Origin of the sequence: Spartinivicinus marinus, assembly GCF_026309355.1 — a bacterium.
GTDB classification, from domain to species: Bacteria; Pseudomonadota; Gammaproteobacteria; order Pseudomonadales; family Zooshikellaceae; genus Spartinivicinus; species Spartinivicinus marinus.
In genome coordinates, this window is sequence record NZ_JAPJZK010000001.1 from 861980 (window position 1) to 885652 (window position 23673).

General features: G+C 41.4%; 25 protein-coding genes. 3 read left to right on the forward strand and 22 right to left on the reverse strand.

The window, feature by feature from the left end:
- The first annotated feature begins 44 nt into the window (after positions 1 to 44).
- Together OQE68_RS04140 and OQE68_RS04145 are read left to right on the forward strand one after the other, a co-directional pair.
- On the forward strand, positions 45 to 938 hold the full coding sequence (locus tag OQE68_RS04140) for an IS982 family transposase (RefSeq protein WP_266195524.1): 894 nt from the start codon (positions 45 to 47) through the stop codon (positions 936 to 938).
- A gap of 325 nt (positions 939 to 1263) precedes the next feature.
- Positions 1264 to 1707 carry an excinuclease ATPase subunit gene (locus tag OQE68_RS04145; protein ID WP_180567404.1) on the forward strand — a complete coding sequence of 148 codons (444 nt, stop codon included), beginning with the start codon at positions 1264 to 1266 and terminating at the stop codon, positions 1705 to 1707.
- A gap of 116 nt (positions 1708 to 1823) precedes the next feature.
- On the opposite strand, the gene OQE68_RS04150 is transcribed toward OQE68_RS04145, so the two are convergent.
- The gene (locus tag OQE68_RS04150; protein ID WP_180567403.1) at positions 1824 to 2213 is read right to left on the reverse strand and encodes a hypothetical protein; all 390 of its coding nucleotides are present in this window, start codon (positions 2211 to 2213) and stop codon (positions 1824 to 1826) included.
- A gap of 149 nt (positions 2214 to 2362) precedes the next feature.
- Positions 2363 to 3265, reverse strand: a complete 903-nt coding sequence (locus tag OQE68_RS04155) for a LysR family transcriptional regulator (protein ID WP_180567402.1) — start codon at positions 3263 to 3265, stop codon at positions 2363 to 2365.
- A 147-nt stretch (positions 3266 to 3412) separates the two neighbouring features.
- Here OQE68_RS04155 and OQE68_RS04160 point away from each other — a divergent pair, with 147 nt between their 5' ends.
- The gene (locus tag OQE68_RS04160) at positions 3413 to 4615 is read left to right on the forward strand and encodes an MFS transporter (RefSeq protein ID WP_180567401.1); all 1203 of its coding nucleotides are present in this window, start codon (positions 3413 to 3415) and stop codon (positions 4613 to 4615) included.
- 173 nt (positions 4616 to 4788) lie between these two features.
- Here OQE68_RS04160 and OQE68_RS04165 read toward each other — a convergent pair whose 3' ends face one another.
- The 20 genes from OQE68_RS04165 to recA all read right to left on the reverse strand — a co-directional run bounded on the left by OQE68_RS04165 (position 4789) and on the right by recA (position 23610).
- Positions 4789 to 6015 (reverse strand): beta-ketoacyl-ACP synthase, encoded by a 1227-nt coding sequence (locus OQE68_RS04165; RefSeq protein ID WP_180567400.1) that lies wholly within the window; start codon positions 6013 to 6015, stop codon positions 4789 to 4791.
- Positions 6015 to 6749 carry a 3-oxoacyl-ACP reductase FabG gene (fabG, locus tag OQE68_RS04170; RefSeq protein WP_180567399.1) on the reverse strand — a complete coding sequence of 245 codons (735 nt, stop codon included), beginning with the start codon at positions 6747 to 6749 and terminating at the stop codon, positions 6015 to 6017. Before fabG ends, OQE68_RS04165 begins: the two co-directional genes overlap by 1 nt.
- Complete coding sequence (locus OQE68_RS04175; protein ID WP_180567398.1) at positions 6746 to 7204, reverse strand: hotdog family protein; 459 nt, start codon at positions 7202 to 7204, stop codon at positions 6746 to 6748. Before OQE68_RS04175 ends, fabG begins: the two co-directional genes overlap by 4 nt.
- Positions 7205 to 7272: 68 nt before the next feature.
- Entirely contained in the window at positions 7273 to 8499 is a 1227-nt protein-coding gene (locus tag OQE68_RS04180; protein WP_180567397.1) for a beta-ketoacyl-[acyl-carrier-protein] synthase family protein, read from the reverse strand.
- A gap of 25 nt (positions 8500 to 8524) precedes the next feature.
- Positions 8525 to 9148: a DUF3261 domain-containing protein gene (locus tag OQE68_RS04185; RefSeq protein WP_180567396.1), complete on the reverse strand. Its 624-nt coding sequence runs from the start codon at positions 9146 to 9148 to the stop codon at positions 8525 to 8527.
- Positions 9145 to 10374: an NAD(P)/FAD-dependent oxidoreductase gene (locus tag OQE68_RS04190; protein ID WP_180567395.1), complete on the reverse strand. Its 1230-nt coding sequence runs from the start codon at positions 10372 to 10374 to the stop codon at positions 9145 to 9147. Before OQE68_RS04190 ends, OQE68_RS04185 begins: the two co-directional genes overlap by 4 nt.
- A gap of 17 nt (positions 10375 to 10391) precedes the next feature.
- Entirely contained in the window at positions 10392 to 12824 is a 2433-nt protein-coding gene (locus OQE68_RS04195; RefSeq protein ID WP_180567394.1) for an MMPL family transporter, read from the reverse strand.
- The gene (locus tag OQE68_RS04200; protein ID WP_180567393.1) at positions 12808 to 13485 is read right to left on the reverse strand and encodes a LolA family protein; all 678 of its coding nucleotides are present in this window, start codon (positions 13483 to 13485) and stop codon (positions 12808 to 12810) included. Before OQE68_RS04200 ends, OQE68_RS04195 begins: the two co-directional genes overlap by 17 nt.
- The gene (locus OQE68_RS04205; RefSeq protein WP_180567392.1) at positions 13478 to 13897 is read right to left on the reverse strand and encodes an acyl-CoA thioesterase; all 420 of its coding nucleotides are present in this window, start codon (positions 13895 to 13897) and stop codon (positions 13478 to 13480) included. The genes OQE68_RS04200 and OQE68_RS04205 overlap by 8 nt, the downstream gene beginning before the upstream one ends.
- Before the next feature lie 47 nt (positions 13898 to 13944).
- Positions 13945 to 15507 carry an HAL/PAL/TAL family ammonia-lyase gene (locus OQE68_RS04210; RefSeq protein ID WP_180567391.1) on the reverse strand — a complete coding sequence of 521 codons (1563 nt, stop codon included), beginning with the start codon at positions 15505 to 15507 and terminating at the stop codon, positions 13945 to 13947.
- A 16-nt stretch (positions 15508 to 15523) separates the two neighbouring features.
- Entirely contained in the window at positions 15524 to 17263 is a 1740-nt protein-coding gene (locus OQE68_RS04215; protein ID WP_255490786.1) for a glycosyltransferase family 2 protein, read from the reverse strand.
- Positions 17260 to 17601: an ApeI family dehydratase gene (locus tag OQE68_RS04220; protein ID WP_180567389.1), complete on the reverse strand. Its 342-nt coding sequence runs from the start codon at positions 17599 to 17601 to the stop codon at positions 17260 to 17262. The genes OQE68_RS04215 and OQE68_RS04220 overlap by 4 nt, the downstream gene beginning before the upstream one ends.
- 74 nt (positions 17602 to 17675) lie before the next feature.
- Complete coding sequence (locus OQE68_RS04225; RefSeq protein ID WP_180567388.1) at positions 17676 to 19127, reverse strand: AMP-binding protein; 1452 nt, start codon at positions 19125 to 19127, stop codon at positions 17676 to 17678.
- On the reverse strand, positions 19121 to 19693 hold the full coding sequence (locus OQE68_RS04230; RefSeq protein WP_180567387.1) for a COG4648 family protein: 573 nt from the start codon (positions 19691 to 19693) through the stop codon (positions 19121 to 19123). Before OQE68_RS04230 ends, OQE68_RS04225 begins: the two co-directional genes overlap by 7 nt.
- A gap of 107 nt (positions 19694 to 19800) precedes the next feature.
- On the reverse strand, positions 19801 to 20046 hold the full coding sequence (locus OQE68_RS04235; RefSeq protein WP_180567386.1) for an acyl carrier protein: 246 nt from the start codon (positions 20044 to 20046) through the stop codon (positions 19801 to 19803).
- Between the two features lie 15 nt (positions 20047 to 20061).
- Positions 20062 to 20316, reverse strand: a complete 255-nt coding sequence (locus tag OQE68_RS04240; RefSeq protein ID WP_180567385.1) for a phosphopantetheine-binding protein — start codon at positions 20314 to 20316, stop codon at positions 20062 to 20064.
- Between the two features lie 11 nt (positions 20317 to 20327).
- On the reverse strand, positions 20328 to 21080 hold the full coding sequence (locus tag OQE68_RS04245) for a lysophospholipid acyltransferase family protein (RefSeq protein WP_180567384.1): 753 nt from the start codon (positions 21078 to 21080) through the stop codon (positions 20328 to 20330).
- Complete coding sequence (locus tag OQE68_RS04250; protein WP_180567383.1) at positions 21080 to 21817, reverse strand: beta-ketoacyl synthase chain length factor; 738 nt, start codon at positions 21815 to 21817, stop codon at positions 21080 to 21082. Before OQE68_RS04250 ends, OQE68_RS04245 begins: the two co-directional genes overlap by 1 nt.
- Before the next feature lie 251 nt (positions 21818 to 22068).
- The gene (locus OQE68_RS04255) at positions 22069 to 22527 is read right to left on the reverse strand and encodes a regulatory protein RecX (RefSeq protein WP_180567382.1); all 459 of its coding nucleotides are present in this window, start codon (positions 22525 to 22527) and stop codon (positions 22069 to 22071) included.
- Between the two features lie 60 nt (positions 22528 to 22587).
- On the reverse strand, positions 22588 to 23610 hold the full coding sequence (recA, locus tag OQE68_RS04260) for a recombinase RecA (protein WP_180567381.1): 1023 nt from the start codon (positions 23608 to 23610) through the stop codon (positions 22588 to 22590).
- Between the last annotated feature and the right edge of the window lie 63 nt (positions 23611 to 23673).

Consider the following 23673-nt stretch of genomic DNA (forward strand, 5'->3'; position numbering starts at 1 on the left):
CCCCATCCTAAGTTTTGCGAAAACAGGGATATAAAGGAAAGGGAATGTCACTGGAAGAGTTTATCATAACTACTTATTGTTGGGTCGGTGATGTTTTAACTGATTTATTAAAACGACGGCGATTACGTCAGCGAGGAATTAAGCCTTCACTGTCGGATGCCGAAGTCATTACCATGGAGTTAATTGGTGAATTTCAAGGCCTTGATGCTGATACCGCTATCTGGAAATACTTCAAAGAGCATTGGAAAGCTTATTTTCCAGGCATAGGCTCAAGAAGCCAGTTTGCTAAACAAGCTGCTAATTTATGGGCGATAAAACAACAGTTACAAAAGCAAGTAACAACTGAGCTGGGTACTATTAATGACCCTATACATGTTGTTGATGGCTTTCCTTTGCCTGTTAGCCACTTTAAACGTGCAAGAAATTGTAGCTGCTTTAAAGGAGAGGCTGAGTATGGCTATTGTGCATCCAAGAGGGAAACCTATTATGGCTTTGAAGGGCACCTCATTATTGACTTTCATGGAGCCATAGCAGGATTTACATTAACCCCAGCAAGTGATGGCGAAAGGGAAGCTGTATGGGAGTTAACAGAAGGTATGCCGTCAGGCATGTTGTTAGGGGATAAAGGTTATTTGGGGGCTGAATTTAAAGCTGAATTGTTAGAGTTAAAATCGCTTCAGCTAGAAACCCCGGTTAGAGATAACATGATTGATCCTTTACCCAAATCCTGGAGGAGCCAGCTTAATCGGTTACGACGACGAGTTGAGACAACCATTGGTCAGCTAGTAGAGAGGTTTAATATTCAACGGACCAAAGGCAGAACCCTGTGGAGTTTGACTAATCGAATGACCCGCAAGCTGTTATCGCACAGCTTATGTGTATTATTTAATAGGAACCAAGGCAATGCTCCACTACAGTTATCTAAATTAATAGGCTGAAAAGTCGAGCATTGCGTTAAAATACAATAAAATGAAAAATCATTTTATTTGAGATATGCTTTTTTATAGAAACAGTGATTCACAAATAAATGATATCTCCATTCAATCTTTTCCTGCTCTCTTTTCCTACTCTCATCGCCCTTTATCTATCAATTAACCATGTTTTATCCAATTAGATGAGAAGCATCAACTCAATTGAAGTGATACAACTGAGAGGTAGTTTTTGTACCTAAAATTTGTACCTTGAAGTTCATCTCGATTTTTGTGACAGTAGCATATTTGGCTTACCTCTAGATTCGCATTTTTTAATATAGGATATAACCCTATGAAACTAAAAGCACTTTGTACACTGCTTGCTTTTTCTACTCTTGCTATCAGCTCTGTTGAAGCCCGTGATACACGGACAATGTATTCAATTCAAGAAGCATTGAGTAAGCCTGCAGCCAAAGAAAAATTATTACCTAACGTACCATTATATTTTGGTAATCAACCTACACCTAGAGTCCTAAAAAGACTTGGGGAGTATATGTCCAACAAAAAAACCAATGCGTTTAATAAATCAGATAAAGAAGCCTGTCAGTGGGTTATTTTGTCAGCATTAATTTCTCTGCAGCAACGTGCCATACAAGAAGGCGGCAATGCAGTTGTTAATATCAAGTCTTACTATAAGAAAAATGAAATTTCCAGCACGACTGAGTTTGAGTGTGGCGCAGGCGCGCTAATCGCAGGCGTTACGTTAAAAGGAACCGTGGTAAAACTTGCTAGATAAAGCAGTATAAAGAGCCTTCTTAACGATGAGAAGGCACCTTACTTTTTAATACGTTTTACACTTGTAAGCGCTATAGACTTTGTAAAGAGTATACCCTTTACGAGTGATGTCTAGATTCAGCTTTCCATCTTCAGCTGTTGCGTAATCGTTGTATATAAATTATTTACCCAACGATTATAGTTTCGATGAATTTTTCCATCTGATTGAAGTAAATTTTGGCTATCAACATAGATTATATTGAGATACTGCCGATCATAGCTAATTTTAACTGTAGCTTCATGAGTACCTCTAACCAGTATACTGGCTAAAACACTGCCATCATCCTGTACTCGTGGCACCCAGCCTTTTAATTGACATGCTTTCATCACAGCAACCTTTACCTCTCTCAACTCATAAGCCTGACCATCTAACCGAGAAGGAAGTAACTGTTGTTCAATATTATGAATGGCAGTTGTTCGACAGGCACTTAGATTAAGTACCATCAGTAAAATAAGTATTTTTTTCATAGTCTCTGTTATGTCAACCGCTCAATTGCAAGTTAGTATTAACAACAATCAGTTACTACCTATTAATTAAAGGTGGCTATATTTCAAAAGTAGATGAAATAACTTGAGACAACAAACTGAGATGATTAAAAGAAACAAATCATCAACCACTAATTTTCACGTAAATGTTTAGTTTTCTCTATCATAAAGTCAATAAACGCCCTAAACTTTGGCAACATGACATTCTTCTTATCATAAAATAAGTATCCTTCCATTTTTTTGGAAAAGATATCTACAAACAAAGGAATCAGTCGCCCAGACTTTAAATAGGGCCTACATATCAACTCGGGACAATCAATAATTCCCAACCCTTGTAAACCTGCAGAAATAACTGCATCAACAGAGTTAAAGGTAATTTTTGCAGGGGGAATAATCGTTTCGATATCAGCAAAAAACTTTAATGTCTGTTGTGGTGAGCGGGTTTTATGGTAGATAAATTCATGATTTTTTAAATCACCTATAGATTTAGGTGTTCCAAATTTTTTCAGGTAAGTGGGTGATGCCGAAAACAAAGCTGAAACTGATAGCAAACGCCGACAATATAAGTCACCAGGTAGTTCTTTATAACGATTGCTAAACCCGACTAATATATCCACCTCTTGGCGACTGAAGTCTGGAATGCGATCAGATATTTCTACATCAAGCTGTATCTTAGGGTAGCGCTTATAAAACTCTGATAAGTGCTCAATTAAGTAACGATGCCCAGTATAAATAGACGACACAACCCGTAGCTTACCTTCAGGCTCTTGATGAACACGATCAGCAAACGACTCCGTTACTGCCAGTAAGGCTTGCAGCTCTTTACAGTGATCATAGAATCGAGCGCCTTGCTCAGTGAGTTTTAGTGTACGAGTTGAGCGTTGTAGTAAAGAGAAGCCAAGCTCTTGCTCAAGCTTCTTCATCTGGATACTGACGGCAGCTGCGGATAGATCAAGCTTGCCAGCTGCACGACTAAAGCTTTGTTTTTCAACCACTTCGATAAAAGTCATCATGTATGGGATTGCAGTAACCACCGATTTACCTTCTCAACTATACCCTTTATACACTTCGCATTGGGTATATTAAATAATATTTAATAATCTATTAAAACTAAACATATTTATTAAATTTAGTCAATCAATATACTTTGGCTTTTACCCTTACAAAAGCTAGTTGAAGCCATGAGCACCGCAGTACAGAGCGACAAACTATATTCCCCTCCCATCTATTTACTTATGTTACTCATGAGCTTTGCCTCTTTGGTAGCCGTTGTTATTACTCCAGCATTACCAGAGATAAGTGAAACCTTTCTAATTAAGCCAACTCAATCCACCTGGTTGGTAACAGCCTTTTTGCTGGGGTATGCCATAGGGCAATTACCTTATGGTATATTGGCTAATCGGTATGGACGTAAAATGGCCGCACTAGCAGGCTTAGTAGTTGCGTTGGTAGGCAGCTTAATTCAATTGATAGCCATTGTAGAAAGCAGCTTTATATGGCTAGTAATTGCCCGAACAATCATCGCTTTTGGTGGTGCATGTGGACCCGTTGTAGCATTGACGGTGTTATCTGACTGCTATGACGAGCAAAATGCCAGAAAAAAATTATCTACCCTATTTCTTATTTTTGCACTTATGCCTTGTGTCGCCATCACAATTGGCGGCTTTTTAACACAACATTACGGTTGGCAGAGCACTATGCAAATTGCGAGTGTTTATATTGTGTTTATTTTAATTGCTACTTACAGTCAATTGAATGAAACATTGCCTGAAAGTCAGTATAAACCCATTCAATTATCAAGCAATTTAAAAGGAATAGTAAACGCTTTTAAAAGCCCTAACTACTTGGTTTTTACTTTATTAGCAACCGCGGGCACTGCAACTGCTTATATTTTTAATAGCCTTTCTCCTTTTTTATCTATTACCGTTATTAAAATGAGCCCTCAACATTTTGGGCTGCTCAGCATTATTACATCAGTAGGGCTACTCATAGGTTCTTATTTATCTGGCAAAGCTAGCCTTAAATACTGTGGCAGAAAAATTCTGATGTTTGGTGTTATGATTCTACTCTGCAGCAGTATCATTTTATTTATTCTGTTTAAAGCAACTATTATAAATACCTTCAGCTTATTTGTACCGGCATTTTTCTTATTTATAGGCGTAGCGCTAATTCTGCCTAATGCGACAACCCTTGCAATGACTTGCGTTGAAGATAAAGCCAATGGCGCAGGGTTGATGAATACAAATAACTTACTACTGACAGGCATCGGTGTTTCACTAAGCAGCCACTTTGCAAAAAGCAGCCAACTGACATTACCTATCGCGGTGTTAACCATTTCTGTTGTATGCGTAGCTATGCTTGTATTGATAACAAAAAGTAAGTAACCCAAGGCTGTCGCAAAAACTTTGCGGATATGGAGTGCTCCAAGCCATCTCTAATAATTGTTTATGGCCTCTGCGCAAGCAGACGGGGTCTTGAACAAGCATTTGGCATTATGCAGGCGCTTCCAACAACCTGCACTTAGTAAAAATAACAAACCAACTAATGCTAAAATGGTTTAATCCCAGCGCTTAAAAATTAACGAGGTATTTACTCCACCAAAGGCAAAATTATTGCTGGTAACATACTCACAGTTTAGTTCCCGGCCTTCACCCATAATATAATCAAGCTCACCACACTGGTCGTCGACTTCGGTTAGATTAATTGTGGGGGCAAACCAGTTGTTATTCATCATTTCAATGGATAACCAGGCTTCAATTGCTCCACAAGCCCCGAGAGTATGTCCCAAATAGCTTTTTTGAGAGCTGATTGGCATGATATTGCCGTATACTTGTTCAGTCGCTCGGGTTTCTGCAATATCGCCTCGATCAGTGGCAGTACCATGAGCACTGACATAACCAATGGCTTCGGGTGCTAACTCAGCATCTTTTAGCGCCAGCTCCATTGCAATAGCCATGGTTTCAGCATTCGGCTGGGTAACATGGGCGCCATCCGTATTGGAGCCAAACCCAACAATTTCAGCGTAAATGGGCGCCCCTCTGGCAATTGCATGTTCTAACTCTTCAAGAATTAGCGTGCCAGCCCCTTCTCCAATGACTAAGCCATCACGGGCTTTGTCAAACGGACGTGGCGTTAATTCCGGGGTATCGTTTTTAGTGCTGGTAGCAAATAGCGTATCAAATACCATGGCTTCCGTCGGACAAAGCTCTTCTGCACCACCCGCTACCATCATATCCTGCATACCATATTTAATGGCTTCATAGGCAAAGCCAATAGCCTGACTACCTGAGGTGCAGGCACTACTGGTAGGAATAAGCCGTCCAGTTAATCCAAAAAATAAACCAATATTAACTGCAGCTGTATGACTCATCATTTGGATATAGCTGGTAGCCGTTACCCCTTTACAACTACCCTCTGTAATCATTGAACCAAATGCTCCTAATGGTTCAGTGCTCCCCACCGAGGAACCGTAAGCAACGCCCATAGAGCCTAAGCGAATTCTAGGGTCATCGAATAAACCTGCACTTTCTAACGCCAATTCAGTGGCACGAGTAGCCATTAAACTCACTCGCCCCATACTGCGAATTTTTTTGCGCGAATAATGGGAAGGGGTAGAAAAGTCAGGTACTGGCCCCGCTAGTCGGGTATGCAATCCTTCAAATCGCTCCCACTCTTCCATTCGGGTAATGCTGCTTTGCTTGGCTTTTAAGTTAGCCTGCACCTGTTCCCAGCTCTGGCCAATTCCGGTAATACAGGACATGCCCGTCACTACCACACGACGCATTAGCATAACCCCCCATTAACAGAAATCACTTGTCGGGTAATATAGGCTGCATCTTCTGACATTAGATAATTCACTAATGACGCGACCTCTTCAGGCTTACCCACCCGACGAGCTGGAATTTGCTTAACAATTTCAGTAACGGGCAAATCATCTGTCATATCAGTATCAATTAAACCAGGCGCTACACAATTAACCGTAATTTTTCGCTTTGCTAATTCAATAGCCAATGCTTTAGTGGCTCCTATAATACCCGCTTTTGCTGCACTGTAATTCACCTGTCCTCGATTACCAATTAATCCTGAAACTGAAGCCATGGTGACAATGCGCCCTGGTTTTCTGGTCTGTACCATCGGCATGGTTAAGGGTTTCAGTACATTATAAAAGCCATCAAGATTGGTATGGATAACTCGATCCCAATCACTGTCTGTCATGGCAGGAAAGGCATTATCTGCCGTTAAACCGGCATTACACACCACTCCATAATAAACCCCATGCTTGCTAATATCTTCAGTTAACACTGCTTCACACTGAGCCCGGTCGCTAATATCAAACTGAAGCAATGTTGCACTCAGACCAGCTGCTGTTAATTGGCTGACGACAGACTCTGCCTGTTGCTGCCCCTGGCGATAATGCACCACAACCTGATAGCCTGACTCAGCCAAACGCAACGCAATTGCTTTACCAATACCACGGCTGGAGCCAGTGATTAAAATTCGTTTTTTGCTATTACTCATAATTGTTTAAAAAATTCTGCGGGGTCATCTGGCTGAAATACATTAATACTGGCTTCAGCAATTAATGCCTGGTGATTAATAGTGCAATCAAAAACGCTTAATCCTTCATCTTCATATTTTTTGCTTGCTCTCACCTGATAAGTATTACCCATTAATAATGCATCAACCAAACACGTATAACGTCGTGTACCTAATAGAAATCCTATTTTTACTGGCTCATTAGCTAGTTTATGCTGAATACCCGCAAATAAACCGATCGTTTGAGCCATATACTCTAAACCAAACCAAATCGGTACTCGCTGCTGTTGAGGGCTTAAAAAATATGATTGTTCATTAACAGTAAAGCTTGCTTCAACAAAGTCAGCGCCATAATCTTCCACCCGATCCAATAAAATCATGGGATGATCATGGGGTAATAATTCCTCTGGCAGCCAATTGGATTGTGCATTACTCATACTATTTTTCTACCACATTATTTCTCACACCATCTACCCGATGATCTATCACACTGTCCTCTACCATTCTACCCCCCTACCCTACCTACCACCTTACCAATCACTACGCTGATATTATTACCGCCAAAGGCAAAGGAATTACTCATTAAATTGCAACGGCCCTTAGCAACTGTAGAGACTGTTTGAGTAAACTGTTGCCCTGGCTGAACTAACGCTAAAGCAGGCAAGTCATTATCATAACAATTATCCCACACTTGTGGTGGTAGTTGGTGTTGTTGATTGTGATCAGTTAGTAACAACCAACAAAAACCTATTTCTAAAGCACCTGCCGCACCTAAGCCATGACCAGTGAGTGGTTTTGTCGAGCTACAAGGGGTTTGACTGCCACACACTCGATTAACGGCTTGCGCTTCCATAGCATCATTTTGCTTAGTGGCTGTACCATGTAAATTAATATAAGCAATGGCTTCAGAAGATAACTCTGCATCCACTAGTGCCTGTTGCATTGCCTGCTCAGCACCCTGACCTGCTGGGTGCGGGGCAGACATATGATAAGCATCAGAGGACTCACCAATACCCAATAGTTGTATTCCACCCAGTTCACGGGTAACTACAAACAAGGCTGCCCCTTCACCAATATTAATGCCATTACGATTAGCACTAAATGGATTACAAATGCTATCAGACACAGATTCTAGTGAGTCAAACCCATTTAAGGTTAATCGACATAGGGTATCGACTCCACCCGCAATGACGACATCACAGATACCTGCTTGCAATAATTGGCGAGCCGACGCTAATGCTTTGGCACTGGATGAGCAAGCAGTGGAAATAGTGTAAGCTACTCCCTCCAAGCCTAAATAATTAGCTAAAAATTCCGTACTGCCACCAATTTCCTGTTGCAGGTAATGGTAGTTTTCTGGAAACTGTTGATGCGCTAATTTATAACGTGCAGCCTGCTCTCCCTCTTCAATTCCAGAGGTGCTAGTGCCTAGTACCAACCCCACTCGCTCTTTGCCGTATTGTTTAATGCAAGCTTCTACTTGGTCGGCAATTTGTTGGTAAGCAGCCAATAACAGCTGGTTATTCCGGCACTGATAGCGCTGCCACTTTTTGCCCAACTCAGGTAAAACCTCCTGAACCACGCCGACAATAACAGGCTTTTCTGGAATAAAATCATTCCGAGACTGCATTCCTTGTTGTGAGCCTGTAACCAACCCTTGCAAAATGGTTTGCGGGTCACTGCCTAACGGACAAACCATACCTAGTGCTGAAAGTTGAACGGGTATTTTCATAACGACCTATTTAAATGACTTCCTTTCATAATAACTGCTTTTCAATAGTCTTAATCTGTAGGCTATAACCATAAACCAGGTGCTTAAGTTGTACTGTAGCGCGCCACGGGTCTGCATGGTCATACTTAATTTCAATAATAGGTTTGGATTTATTATAAATAATTCTTGTGTGGATATCGTCTTGAGCAGTTTCAGCTACTTGATAAGCAGAACCATTAAAAGCTGACTTGATAGCCTTAACATTGGCAAATGCTAATAAAAAGTCGCTTAATAAATAGTCGGCTTTTAGCTGTTCTGGTAATAATGGGCTTAATTCTGCACTTAACTTTTCTTGTTGGTATTCCAAGGTTATCAGCCGATGGCCTATACTGGTTAACCCAACCATGACTAGCTTTGAACCATCAGATTCCAATTGAAACAACAGCGGGTTCTCCTTGCCTTGAAAATTACCAACCAGCTCTTGAGTAGCAGAAAAACCTTTCCCTAGTGCTTGTACTGTTGGTAACGGTATTACAGATGACTGAGCAAACTCACCCTTCACTGTCTGATTAATGGTACGAAAACCACAACCAGACAACAAACAACCACACCCGATAATAGCCAGTAATGCTTTTAACCACCCTTGTTTTTTTAAAATCGCCAGGATCAACTACACAGCTCCTTTAATACATTAAGCCGTCGACTACAATCTGCCACATAAGGGTTAGCTTCATCCCAGGCATAACCTGCCAAAATCGAACAAATCATGCGCTCTACCCCTTGCTCTTTTTGCCTAAAGAATAAAATATTCTGCAACGAACCATCGTACCAGGATTCAACAAAGCAGCGAAAGGTATCAATTCCCTTCATTAAAGGTTGGTGGTACCTCGTTTGCCAATCAACTGTTTCACCTGCCACTTGTTTAGCAATCAATCCTGCTGCTAAGTGAGCTGACTTTAATGCAATGGTTACCCCAGAAGAAAATACTGGGTCTAAAAACTCTGCGGCATTACCCAATAAAACAAACCGATCGCCCCACAGCTTGGAAACATTTGCAGAATAACCAACTATTTTTTGAGCTGGATTTATAAACTCTGCATTGGCTGTCAGCTCGGCTAACTCTGTCGCCTCACTGATAAATTGTTGCAATTGATGGGTATTATCCTCATCCTCATCCATTAACGCTGGTGGAACCACCACACCAATAGAAGAAGTGCCGTCTGAAAAAGGGATTAACCAATACCACACATCCTGATACTTAGGATGAATGGTGATCAGAATTTTATTACGATCAAAATTCTCATCGACAATATTATCCTTAATATGAGTAAACAGTGATTGCCTAACGGGAAAACAAGAAGGGGTTTCTAAATCAAGCAAACGCGGTAATACCCGACCAAAACCGCTGGCATCTGCTAAAAACTGGCTATAAAAGCGGTAAGCATTGCCTTGCTCGTCAACACAACACACTTCTACTGCTTCTGCTAAAAAGTTAACCGCAGTTACCGTATAACCATACTTAATCTGTACACCTTGTTGCTCAGCTGCATCAGCTAACACCTTATCAAAGGCTGCTCGTTTAACTTGGTAGGTGGTACCCCACCCAGAAGAAAACTTTTCCCTAAAGTCAAATTGAGTACACCGGCTGGCACGGCGAAATACAGCACCATTTTTATATTGAAACCCAGCTTCAACCACAGGTTGCAATAAATTGGCCGCTTCCAGATACGTCATGGCTTGGGGTAACAGGCTTTCACCAATGCTAAACCGAGGAAAGTGTGCCTTCTCAAGCACCAACACAGATAACCCTTGCTGGTTTAATATTGAACTTACAACTGCCCCTGAAGGCCCCGCCCCAATAACAATAACATCAAAAGCATGTTGCTGATTTTTCATATAGTTTGTACCGCTAACTATTTAGAAATTTGTTTGGCTGCCAAAGGCGCCAAAATAAAAGCACAACCAATACCGACACTAATGGTCAAACCAAAGCTAAATACAACAGGAATATCACTTAATGCCAGCAAACCAAATGACAGTAAAGTGGTACATGCCGATAAAGCAACAGCCGTAAAGGTAGCGCTTAATGAGTGACTATCCGATTCTTTTATAAACAAGGTATAATCAATTCCGATACTCAACACCAAAATAATGGCCAGGCAATTAAATAAATTATAATAGCCCACCACTTGAGCAATACTGGTTATTGCCAATAAAGCTGCAATTAAAGGTGGCATTAAAATAAATAACGCATCTTTCCAGCCGTAACGGAACCATAAAAATACTGCAATCAATAAATAGGCAATAGCCACGAGCTTGACTAGCTGCATACGATAACTGGCAAACGTGGTTGATACGGTTTTAGCTTGATCAATTAGCACCACCCCCGCCTGCTGCTCAGCAACCAGGTTAGTTAATGCTTGATAGTCCATGATATGATTAAAGCGAATAACCGATGCTACTTGTTTATTGCCTGATAGTTGGTCCTGACTTTCACCGAGCCAAAGGGCCTTAACCCATTGATTAGGAAACGCAGCAAACCAATCATTAAAGCTCAATGCTTGTCCTTTGGCTGCTAATAAGTCTTGTTGATACTGTTCAACTACTGACGTTTGATAGCCTAAATCCGTTAGTTTTTGCCAGATACTGTCAGCAGCATTTTCCCCAATTTCAACCAAGCGGGCTAATAACTGATGATGTTGCTGCTGCGTTGTAATGGCCGAAATATAGTCAGATAACGCAATAAACTCCCCCACCACCGGCTGCCCAGTTTGACGCAGCTGCTTGACGAACAGTTGTTCTCTCAATAATAGCTGCTCTGCATTATCAGCAAAAATAATGACATAGGGGCCAACATCGGCAAACCCGGTAATGGATTGGATTTTTTGCTGTTCTTGAAGCAGTTGCGCAGACAATGCCTGTAATTTTTTTACATCATCATCAGCGGTTAACTGGATTATACCGGCTAAAGCGATCAATAATAACCCCAAAGTAATTGTTGTTTTTAAACCTGTATTTTGCTGCTGCCACTTAATTAAATAGCTACTAAGCCATTTACCCAACACCCCCAAGCCTGGTCGATAAAAGCCTTTTGCAGATAAAACAGGATAAGCCACAACCACGGTTATAAAAGCAACGGTTAATCCAACAATACTGAACACACCCATTTGTTGCAGCCCAGGAAATGGTGCTGTCACCATTGGGATATAACCCACCGCACTGGTAAACAAACCTAGTCCTAAGCCTGGCAAAATAGCTCGAATACATTTCGCCGGATGCCAATCATCACTTGCTGTATATTGTTTAGCTAAGTAATGAAACGCATAGTCAATCGAAATACCAATTAAACTCGCCCCGAAAACCAAAGCAATGATATGCAGCTCACCAAAAATTAATAAGGTAGCTGTAAAGGCAACTAAAACACCTGTGGCAATTGTAAATAAAGTGAGTAATAGCGGTTTTATACTTCTAAATAAAACCAGCACTAACAAGATAATACCCGCCACGGAACCAATACTGATCAGAGAAATATCTGCTTTGGCCGACTGTTCTCCATAAGCTTTATGAAAGACAACACCCGCTTTCAATAAAGTTAAATCAGGGGATTTGGTTTGTAACTGTTGCTCAACCTGTTTGATATCATTAACAAAATGTAGCTGTTGCTTATATTCGTCGGTCAGCACCAGTGTCATTAATACATAAGTTTGGCCATCTGCTTTGGCAAGCAAATAACCCTCTTCCAATTTCAGTTTGCCATTAACTGAAGGTAGCTGAGTCAAAAAATCATAAAATAAAAACAGTGGGTCGTTTTGGATAAGCTTCGAGTTTGCTGCTGACAGCAGGCTATACAGCTGTTGTTGAGCATTAGCCACTAGGCCATCTATATCGTGGTTTTCTAGCTTACTTACCGTCTTATCAGCCAATAAACCAAATCGATAGGGAAAGTAAAGCTTGGCGATCGACTGGAAGTTACCTTGATTAAGCTGGAAAAAACTATCTGTCACAGCCGCATGCTCTGTTAGTGTTTGATGCAACTGTCTCGCCTGACTCAACGCCGTTTGCTGATCTGCATGACCTACCAATAGGACAACGTTATTAGCCACTGATTTTACCGATCGGTCAATAAAAACCTGCGATGGCTTTTGTCGTTTAGAGGTCTCTGCTTGTTCAACTTGCGGTAACAGCTCCAGAATATCCATTTTGAGTGGAATACCCTGCTGAAGCTGAGTAACCAACAGAATAAGGCTGCTCACAATTAATAACAACCAACTTATAAACAGCAGTCTAGCAGTAAACAAGCCTTTTGGTTTGTTAATAGCAGTCATCCGGTTATTTCGCGTTGACATCAGCAGATGTACTGCTGTTTAAAGGCGCAATACTTGAGAGGTTGATTTGGCTGAAGTCACCAGACTGCTCTCGAATTTGAATCATATTCACTCTGTCACTGCCGGTCACTTTAATCCAGCTGATTAACTTAGTTAACTGACTGGTCTGCTTTGGTTTTAAACCCAACTGCCAATTATTTGCGGTATGCTGCCAATATAAGTCAAACTCTTGCTGTAATTGCTTAATATCCGCATTCAGTAATGCTTGGAAGCTTTTTGCATAGCGAGAAAAGCCTGCCGACTGGCTCTCGGGTTTGACTTGCCATTGCCCTTGATTGAAGTCACTGCCACTACTCTTCCATTCGTATAGCCCAGTTGAATTCACTTTAATCCGGTTTTTAGTGGGCTGCTGAGTATCCCAAATCAATCCCTGGTGCTCACTTAAATTGAACTTACCGGATGACTTCAGTGGCCGGCTTAATACTTTAATATGCTTTTCCTGGTTAAATTCTCCTTTAATATTATTTTTCAAAACCAGTTTTTTATTTAAAAGCTTAATAGCTGGTGCTGGCTGCTGTAATTTCTCAGCCATGGAAAAATCAGGCGTTTTTGTTGCACCATTAACAACCCCAATCAGTAATAGGGTTGTTAGCGACAAAGCCTTTAGCAATAATTTAATCATCCTCAACCTCTACTCCTAATTTTTCAAACAATACTGCTGGAGAACGAAAACAGGTTTCGTGATTACTCAATTTAACAGCCATTTGTACTGTATGGCCTTTAGTTAGGGTTTCACCTGTTTGCTTATCTTTAATCTGATAAGTAATTTTTAATCGGTTTTCGTATTCCACCAATGTGGCTGTTACCTGGATGGTGGCCTCAAACTTTGCCGGACGAATGTATTTAATTCGAAAATCAACAATTGGCCACATATAACCTGACTCTTCCATTTGCCGATAGTTATAACCAAAAGAGTCCAATAATTGACAGCGGGCAATTTCAAAATATTTAGCGTAATGACCATGCCAGGCAATTTGCATCATATCCACATCATGAAACGGCACGGTTATTTCAACTGTCTGACTAAATTCCATTGTTATTGCATCCACCATTGATCAAGCCTTTTCATTTAGGGACCATATCAACTATATAATTCCCACCTTTGTTGCTTAATATATTCTACTGTCTGCCGCAATACCTGCTCTAAAGGCCGATCTTCTTCCACCAGTTCAAAATAGCTGAATACATCCTTATACATCGCCTGAAGTGGTTCGCTTAATGACGATAAATGCAGTTCACCCTTACGCGCTCGTAATGCTAATGCTTGGTGAATAGCTAAAACAGCTGCCGCAACAACTTGTTCTGTTAGCTCTAATACGCGCAAACAATCACGCGCAGCAATGGTTCCCATACTGACTTTATCTTGGTTATGGCACTCTGTAGAACGGGAAAACACACTGGCTGGCATGGTGAGCTTTAACGCTTCAGCTGTCCAGGCCGAAACACCAATTTGCACGGCTTTAAAACCATGGTTCACCATCAACCGCTCTTGGATGGCGCCAGTTAAATTTGCTGGTAAACCGTTATTAAATTTAGTGTCCATAATCAGTGCCAACTGCCGATCAACTAAATCCGCTAAATTGGCCACCGTGTTTTTCATAGAGTCCATCGCGAAGGCGATATGGCCACCATAAAAATGCCCACCATGAAGTACATGTTCACCTTCCGCATCAATGATTGGATTATCGTTAGCACTGTTAATTTCATTTTCAATAAAGGTTCTAAACGTAGGCAACGCATCTTGTAATACCCCAATCACATGAGGTGCACATCGAATTGAATAACGATCCTGCAGCCGATCAGACTGTTTAGGTGATTCAACATGTTGCAAGTCAGTGCGTATCCACTTAGCCACTTCCATCTGCCCAGGGTGGGGTTTGACTGCAAACAGTTTTTCATCAAAATGGTAGGCATTCCCCTGCAAAGCAATACTGGCTAATGCTGTCAAACGGGATGTTAACTTCGCTAAGTAAGCTGACCGCTGGTAAGCGTCACAAGCCAGTGCCGTCATCACAGCAGTACCATTCATTATGGCCAGCCCTTCTTTTGGACGTAATTTTATTGGCTGAATATTTTTTTCCGCAAAAACCTGTTTAGCCGACAACTGTTGTCCTTGATAAATAACATCCCTTTCCCCCATTAATACCGCAGCAACATAAGAAAGTGGGGTTAAGTCGCCACTGGCTCCAACGGAACCTTCCTGGGGAATAACAGGTGCTATTTTTTGGTTAATCAATGTGGTTAATAACTGCAGCAAATTCAAACTGACCCCAGAAACTCCTTTGGTTAATGAGGTTAAACGTACTGCCAATACGGCAATCGCTTGATCAACAGTTAAGTATTCACCTAAACCACAACCATGAAATCGGGTTAAATGAACCGGGAGTTGTTCGACTAATTCTAGTGGTACGGATACAGTACAAGAGTCACCATACCCTGTAGTAACTCCATAGATCACGCCTTCTTCATGGAGCAGTTTATCGAGAAACTCACACCCCTGTTTGATTTTATCAATAAAAGATTGATCAGAAGACAGTTCAACCTGCTGATCGCCGACAGCAATACTATTGATATCTTCAATGGAGACCCAGCTTTGATCTGAAATGGCAATGACTTTTTCAGCGTTTACAGCAGATTGAACCATGGATATTACACCCTAATTACTTTATAGTTTTTTTCACAGCATTCGTTTGCGACGTTACAACTTTGTCTTGCTGCCAAAAATCAAAAAAATTAAACCACTGAAGTGGTTGTTTTAAACAAAACGTTTCTAAATGACTAACATAGATTTGCGCAGTTTTTATTATTTCCTGCTCTCTGACTTTTTTACCAAAGGGTATTTTTTCAGTTATTTTTTCAAAATGTACACAGTAGCGACGCTGAGCTTGATAACACAGCAAAAGATATACAGAGCATTTCAGTAAGCCGGCCAAAATAAATGGCCCTTTGGGGAAAGGTGCCTGATATCCTAAAAAGTCCAGGTAACAGCAATTAGCAGGGTCATTTACTGAAGTACGATCCCCAACAATCACAATAAACTCACCTTGCTCAATTTTCTCACTGAGCATAATGGCTGTATCCGGACCAATTTCTGTGACTTCTATTAAACTCAATTGCGCTTCTGGATTAATTTCTCTAATGATTTTATTAAAAGCGACTGCATGTTTGGTATGCACTAGCACATTTACTTTTTGCCCATATTTAGCATAAGCAAGTGCTCGACAGATTTCGCTATTACCAAAATGCGCCGTAATAAATAACGCACCTTGTTTATTCGCTAATAAATTATTGAAGAGCTCACCATTAATAATATCAACATCTTTTACCGTGATTTTATTTGCCCAGACCGCGCATTTGTCCAGCGCCGCTTTACCAAACTGCATAAAGTGTTTAAAGCTGTCTTGACTGCTGACTAATGCATCTGGAGTCATTTGTTCTGATAAGTGCTGTACTGCTTTATTATGTCGTGTTTGCTGTTCCGCTACACGCGACAAATAGGTTTTTGATGCCTGTTGCGCCGCCTTATTGGTTAAATAAAAGTAACCGATGATTGGATAAAGCAACAGGCGAACTAATTTGTCGCCGCCTAACCGAAACATCCATAATAAAAACGTTAACCCCCAAATGCTGCCCCGCTCTCTGATTGACGCCCAATGGGTAGTTTGCTGGTCAAATAATTTGCGCTTAATTAAATTTGGCAGCCTTAACAACATACCACACACCAGTCGGGTATGCATTTTGCTGATCAACCAATTATCATGCCATAAATTAAAATGGGATATACCATTTTCAGGGTAAATTACTCGGGTTGGATAAACTTCCACAGGAATCCCATGCCAGATCATTTTAACCAGCACTTCGATATCAAAATCCATCCTCTCACCCACCACCTGATCCAATACGGTAACTGTACTGGACAGTGGGTAAACGCGAAAACCAATCATTGAATCAGTCAATGATAACGTTTCTAGCCACACCCAAAAATGCGTAAATAAACGCCCATACTGTCGTGATTTAGGAATAGAGTCGTCATACAAGGGCTGTCCTGTCACCAGTGCTTCAGGGTGCTGCCTGGCTGTTGCCAAAAGCTGAGGAATATCTTGCAAGTCATGCTGACCATCAGCATCGACTTGCAATGCATGGGAATACCCTTGTAACCAGGCTGTTGCCAGTCCTTGTTTAACAGCAGCGCCTTTTCCCTGGTTTCTCGCCAGCGTCACAAGTGTTAAGCCTGGATTATCCTGCTTGAGCTGGGTTAATGCTTGCTTGGTAGATTCATTACTCCCATCATCCACTACAATACAAGGCAGGTTAAGTGTATTTATGCCATCAATAACCCCAGCAATGGTTTTACTGTGATTATAAATAGGGATCACTACACAAGGGGTAAACTCGCTCAAGGATTCCCCCATACAATCCGACCGGAAGAAAATACGTGTTCTTTATTGGTAAAACTGAATTTTGTTTTACCACTAGCTAAGCGTTCCAAACTCAAATACAAAGTGGTAGGCGGCATGACCAATTGCTGAAACTTGATGACTTCCAGTTGCTTAACTGATGCCTGACCTAAACCCAATTGCAGGGCAAAATGAATGGCCCAATCAACCTGCACCACCCCAGGCAACACTGGTTGATTAGGAAAATGGCCTGCAAAGTGGGGCAACGATTCGGTAATTGTCAATACAACCGTAGCCTGTTGGTCTGCTTGCTGTTCAATTGAGTAGTCTGGTAATTCCATCGTTCACATACCCTTCGCGAATTGCTGTGAGCATATACCGCTTTTGCTTTACACCTAGCTTTCACCTAAAAAGCTCATTGTTTCTCAAATAGCGCAGTTAAGGCGCTTACAGACATTTTACCTTGGCTATTTTCAGGTAATTGATTCACATACCGCCATTTTTTGGGTAGTAGTGTCCGCTCAAAGTGGTTGCTTAATAATTGAGTAAAGTGCAAATTCAGTGACCTTTTACCCAGCTTATGCAGCTTTTCCTGCCCTGCTGTCGTTAATACAATCGCTACCCCTACTTTGGCTCTCGCCCCTGTCTGCAAGCCAACAGCAGCCACTTGGCTGACTTCCTTACATTGTTGCAACACTGCCTCTAGTTGGGCCAGCGATAATCGCTTTTCTTCAATTTTTACAATTCGGTCAGCTCGCTCTTTTAAATAAAACTGCCCGTCTTTTTGTAGCTCAATCATATCACCCATCACAAAGTGGGAATGATCTGAACTAATAAAAGGTGAACTAACTTGTAAACAACCTGTTTCACAATCCTTGCTAACAGCACAGCGAGGCAAAGGAGTCCAAGCGGAGTTTTCCTGAGATTGTTGGCGCCAGGCTACCCCCCCTGTCTCTGTACTACCCAGTATTTCAACAGGCAACTGCTGTAGTCCATCAACTATTTGCCTAGCAACCTGGTAGTCCAGTTTTCCACCTGAAGACACCACCATCGCTAACGATTCAACCGGGCTGTCAATTGCATCTGGCAATCGTTTTAACAATGCAGGGCTGGCTATCCAGACAACTCTTTCAAACTGGCGGGAAATGGCTAGCAGCTCTTCTGGATAACTAACCAGTGGGCTGAAAATAGGGCTACCAATGGTGAGAGGCCATAAGATTTTAAATAAAAAGCCATATATGTGCTGATGGCTAACTGTCGATATAAAAACCGCTTGCGACGTGTTTTCTCGCCATAAACCATTAAGCACAGCGACTTCATCAATCAGCTGACCAAATTGCTTGGCTATCAGCTTAGGCTTGCCAGTCGTACCTGAGGTATAAAAAAACAACGGCTGTTGACAGCTCACCGAAAACAACTGTTGCTTACTCAGATCAAGTATTTCTTTAGGGTCTGACAATGCTTCTAAGACTACAGGGATATGATGATCATTGCCGGTGGCTAATGAAACATCGGTTAATAATGTATAATTTTGAGAAATTAAGTCGTTAAAAGTAGCTGTTTGTTTATTGGGAATAATCACTATCGCTAAGCGAGTTTTCAGTGCCGCTAATAAGGCAATAATAAAATGTACCGAGTCATCACAATAAATGGCCCAGCCTTGAGTATTTACCCTATTACTCAACTTTTCTGCAAAACCTTCAACCGACTTTAATATGGTGGCAGTTGTCACTGTTTGCCCAGCATTCAAATAACCAACGGGTCGCTGAGTTAAATTACCGCTATTAATTAGCTTTTCGAGCTGCTTAAAACAGGCTGGCTGCCAATTTTCATTAGGAATCAAACCTGCTGCACTATCATTCAACACTGTTGATTCCTTTTCTTTACTTGTTGCCTAACACACCACTCACCGGCAAATAACAACCCCATTAATAAATAGGCAATAAAGCCGTTATACCAAGTCCAGACAGCAAAAGAACAATAAATTGCCGTAAATGCGGCAATTAAACCATTCACCGCAAAAAAGCATACCCATACCATGGTTACCTTTCGAGTGTAGGCTATTGCTTCATCAGGTAAGTCTGGTTCCTGCAATCTAGCTAATCGCTCAATCATTGAGGGTGGAGATTTCAGCGTAACACCAAAAATAACCAACATAATAATATTCATAACTACAGGGTATAGCTTTAATGGCATTTCATGGTTCAACACCATTGTGCTCAGTGCCAAGAAAAAAATAGCAACTCCGCCCCACAATGCAGGCTTAAGCAACTGAAGATTATTACGCACAACACGGCTCAATGTCAGCCGTGCCATAATCAGGATAAAGAGTAGTAACCCTATCCACCGAGGTTCTAAATACTTTAACCCCATTAGCACAATAACCGGATAAAGTACCCCTAATATAGCAATAAGCCCATTCAACCAGCGCATCAGCAATCCTTGCTGATCTTTGGTTTGAATGGTGCAGCGATAATAATACTGAGTGATAAATTCATAGAATGGCTGCTACGCAATACATACTTTTAAATGAGTTGCCGCTATTTAACTAACTGCTCAACAGCATTGACCACATCATTGACTGTTCTTACGGCTTTAAACTCTTCAGGCTTAATTTTTTTATTGGTCAGTTCTTGCAGCATAATGACTAAGTCAACCGCATCGATACTATCGAGATCAAGCTCTTCATATAAGTTTGCTTCAGGAGCAATGTCCGCTTCATCAATTTCAAACTTATCAACCAATATTTCAGTAAGTGCAGCTAAAATATCCTGACGAGATTGCATGGTTTACTTCCTCTCTTACTTATTTGCTTCAATAAAGGCAGCAAGGCTATTAATGGATGCAAAATGCTGCTTATTATCTTCAGCATTGGCTTCGATTTTAATGTTGTAGCGCTTTTTCAACGCTAAACCAAGCTCCAATGCATCTATTGAATCCAGCCCTAATCCCTCAACAAATAATGGTTCGTCATCAACAATATCTGCAGGCTCTACATCTTCTAAATCCAACACATCAACTATTAACGTTTTTAACTCTTCCTTTAAGCTAGACATAACTACTACCCTTATGTGTACTGACTTTCTAAATACCGGGTTAATTGCCTAGTGGCCCGAGGCAGCTCATTTACCTCGGCTAAAAACGGCTTAATTTCCACTAAGTGTTTAACCTCAACTAAAAACTTCACTTTCCGATCAGCAACCTGATACCACTTTTCTTGTTTGGTTAAAGTGGTTGGCTGACAGCTAATGTCAACTAAGCGAATATCTGCTTCTGCCCTTAATGCAATATTAGCTGCCCCTCGCTGAAACCGAATAGCCTTGCCTGGTGTGGTTCGAGTTCCCTCAGGAAACAAAATTAAACAGCCCCCTTGGTTTAATGAGGCTCTACACTGGTTAATTAATGTTTCTGGGTCTTGATTACTGATATAACCGGCTGCTTTCACAACCCCTTTTAATAATGGATTATGCCAAAGCGCCTGCTTCACCACACAGTCGGCTTGGGGCAAAGCTGCTATCAGTAACACCACATCCAATAAAGAGGGGTGATTTGCAATAATAACACGTCCCTTATCAGCTCTTAGATTTTCCAGCCCTTTAATTTCATAACTCATAACACCTAAGTAATCTAAAACTTTGAGATAAAACCGAAAGCTACAGCTGATCAACCGTTGAGCCCGATAACGTCGTTGCCACTGATCACGCCACACCAAATTAATCAGAGGAAAAGCCAGCAAGGCAAGTAGAAATCCACCCAGGCCAAACAATAAAAAGCTAAAGCCAGTGGCTAGCACCCGCCAAATTAAATAGAGCTTTTTCATTACAACTGCTCGTACTTCCACACCATTCGGTCGGTAGATACTTGGGTGTGTTGCTGGCCTAATAATAAAAATCGAATAAATGCTAAAGCTGGCGATGATATTGAAGGCTTGCTCTCAATCTCTGTCTTTTGATAACTCATCTGAATAGGTGTACCACTTTGCTGGGATAACATCATTCCCACACTAAAACAGGGATTAGGCTCATCCTGAAAAGCCTGATAAAAATCAGGTAATGGCATATGGGTAAAGATCAACAAAACTCTATCTACCTCAGCAATAGATAGTTGTGATACAGCCTCAATTAAACTATTTGGAAAAGTATCTTTACCCGCTGCAATAGCCGTTGTGGCAGCATTATCCTTGAATAACACACCATACCAGCCTGCGGTGCTGTTATGCACTGATAAGCCAAACTCTGTAGGTGATAACGGCTCATCTATAGCCAGTTGTTGCAGCATATGTTGCATCCGCTGGGCCTCACCATGGCGGCTGGCAAATATTGTGCGGACCGAATCAATTTCAATTTTTTCCAGACACTCTTGCGCAACCGTTAAGGCCATTTTAGCCTGCAAACTCAGCCTGCGCCGTTGCCTAGCTGGTAGCCAGTCTAGTGTTGGCTGTTCTTCAGTTGCAGGCATACTGGCTGCACTCTCAGCCCATTGCTGCCACGCTGTTTGACTATTCAGGCCTGGTGCCCAAGCACACCAGTTTTCAATTGAAAAAGTTAACTGCTGCATAATAATTGAGACTAGTGTTATCTCCCAATTTAAGTGGACTTAAGTGGGCAAAGCCACCTATAGCGATTCCCACTTAGTTTGGTAGGCGTTTCAAAGGGTGGTAGTAATACACTGCATAATAGCCAATTTAATAGCAGACCAACAAAAAGCGGGCACTATATCATATCCCCTGTTTTTTTGTGAGTCTCGCAAAAAAAATTGCTGTTTAAGGCGTAACATAGCCAAAGCATTCGAGAAGAAGGGTATAAAGGTTAAGATTCAGAATGAGTTGTAAGAGCTTGTTGGATTATTTCGAAATCAAACCCACGTTGAATTAAATAGCGCTGTTTTTTCGCTATTAATACCAGATCACTTGGTTCTGGGTTAAACTTTTTTGCTAGTGCTGCCCTTGCTAACTGAAGCCAGTCAACATCCTGATTGACTTTTAATACCTGCTCAACAAGTGATTGATCAATTCCTTTTTGCTGCATTTCTAGTTGAATCCGCTTAAGTCCTAGTCTTTTTTCAATACAGCGTCGAAAAATCATTTCCGCAGCGCGCTGATCAGACAAATAGCCTGCTTCCCTTAGCTCTTCCAGCACAAGCTCTACTTGTTCACCAGCAAAGGTACGTGATTTCAATTTTTGTTTTAATTCTTGAGCAGAGTGCTCACGACGAGCAAGCAGCCGTAAAGCTGCTTGTCGTATTTTTTGAGGTGAGGAGTTGTTCATCTATAAACTATTAAAACACTAACCAAATACTGCTAATAGCAATACCTACTGCCCTAGCAACTACACTTCTTCAGCAACAGCTTCTTGTGACAGGGCTTCAATGCCAAAGTGCTGGCGAATTTTCTGTTCAATTTCCGTCGCTATCTCTGGATTGTCTTCTAAAAACTGAGCAGAATTTGCCTTACCTTGCCCAATTTTATCGCCGTTGTAGGAGTACCAAGCACCGGCTTTATCAACAACGCCTTGCTTAACCCCTAAGTCAATCACTTCACCCATATGGTAAATACCTTTACCATAAAGAATTTGAAATTCAGCCTGTTTGAATGGTGGCGACACTTTATTTTTGACGACTTTTACTCGAGTCTCGTTACCAACCACTTCATCGCCCTGTTTAACTGAGCCAATACGACGAATATCCAACCGGACCGATGCATAGAATTTCAATGCATTACCACCCGTTGTAGTTTCAGGGCTACCAAACATAACGCCAATTTTCATCCGGATTTGGTTAATAAAAACAACCAGACAATTCGCTTGCTTGATATTACCAGTGATTTTACGTAACGCTTGAGACATTAACCGGGCTTGCAAGCCAACATGGGCATCCCCCATATCGCCTTCAATTTCTGCTTTAGGTGTTAAAGCTGCTACCGAGTCAACAATGATCACATCCACCGCACCTGAGCGCACCAGCATGTCAGTGATTTCCAATGCCTGCTCACCCGTATCAGGTTGAGAAACATACAGATCATCAACATTTACCCCTAGCTTTTCTGCGTAATTAGGGTCTAATGCATGCTCGGCGTCAACAAACGCACAGGTAGCACCTTTGCGTTGTGCTTCAGCAATCACTTGCAGGGTTAGCGTCGTTTTACCTGAAGACTCAGGGCCAAAAATTTCTACTATACGACCTTTGGGTAGGCCACCAATGCCCAAAGCAATATCCAATGACAATGAACCAGTGGATATGGCAGGAATTGCTTCACGCTCATGGTCACCCATGCGCATGATGGCACCTTTACCAAACTGTCGTTCAATTTGACTTAGCGCTGCATTAAGCGCTTTCTTTTTGTTATCATCCATTAACTCACCTCATAAGCTATAGATTTAATTTAACAGCAGATTTAATGTAACAACCTGGGGGTT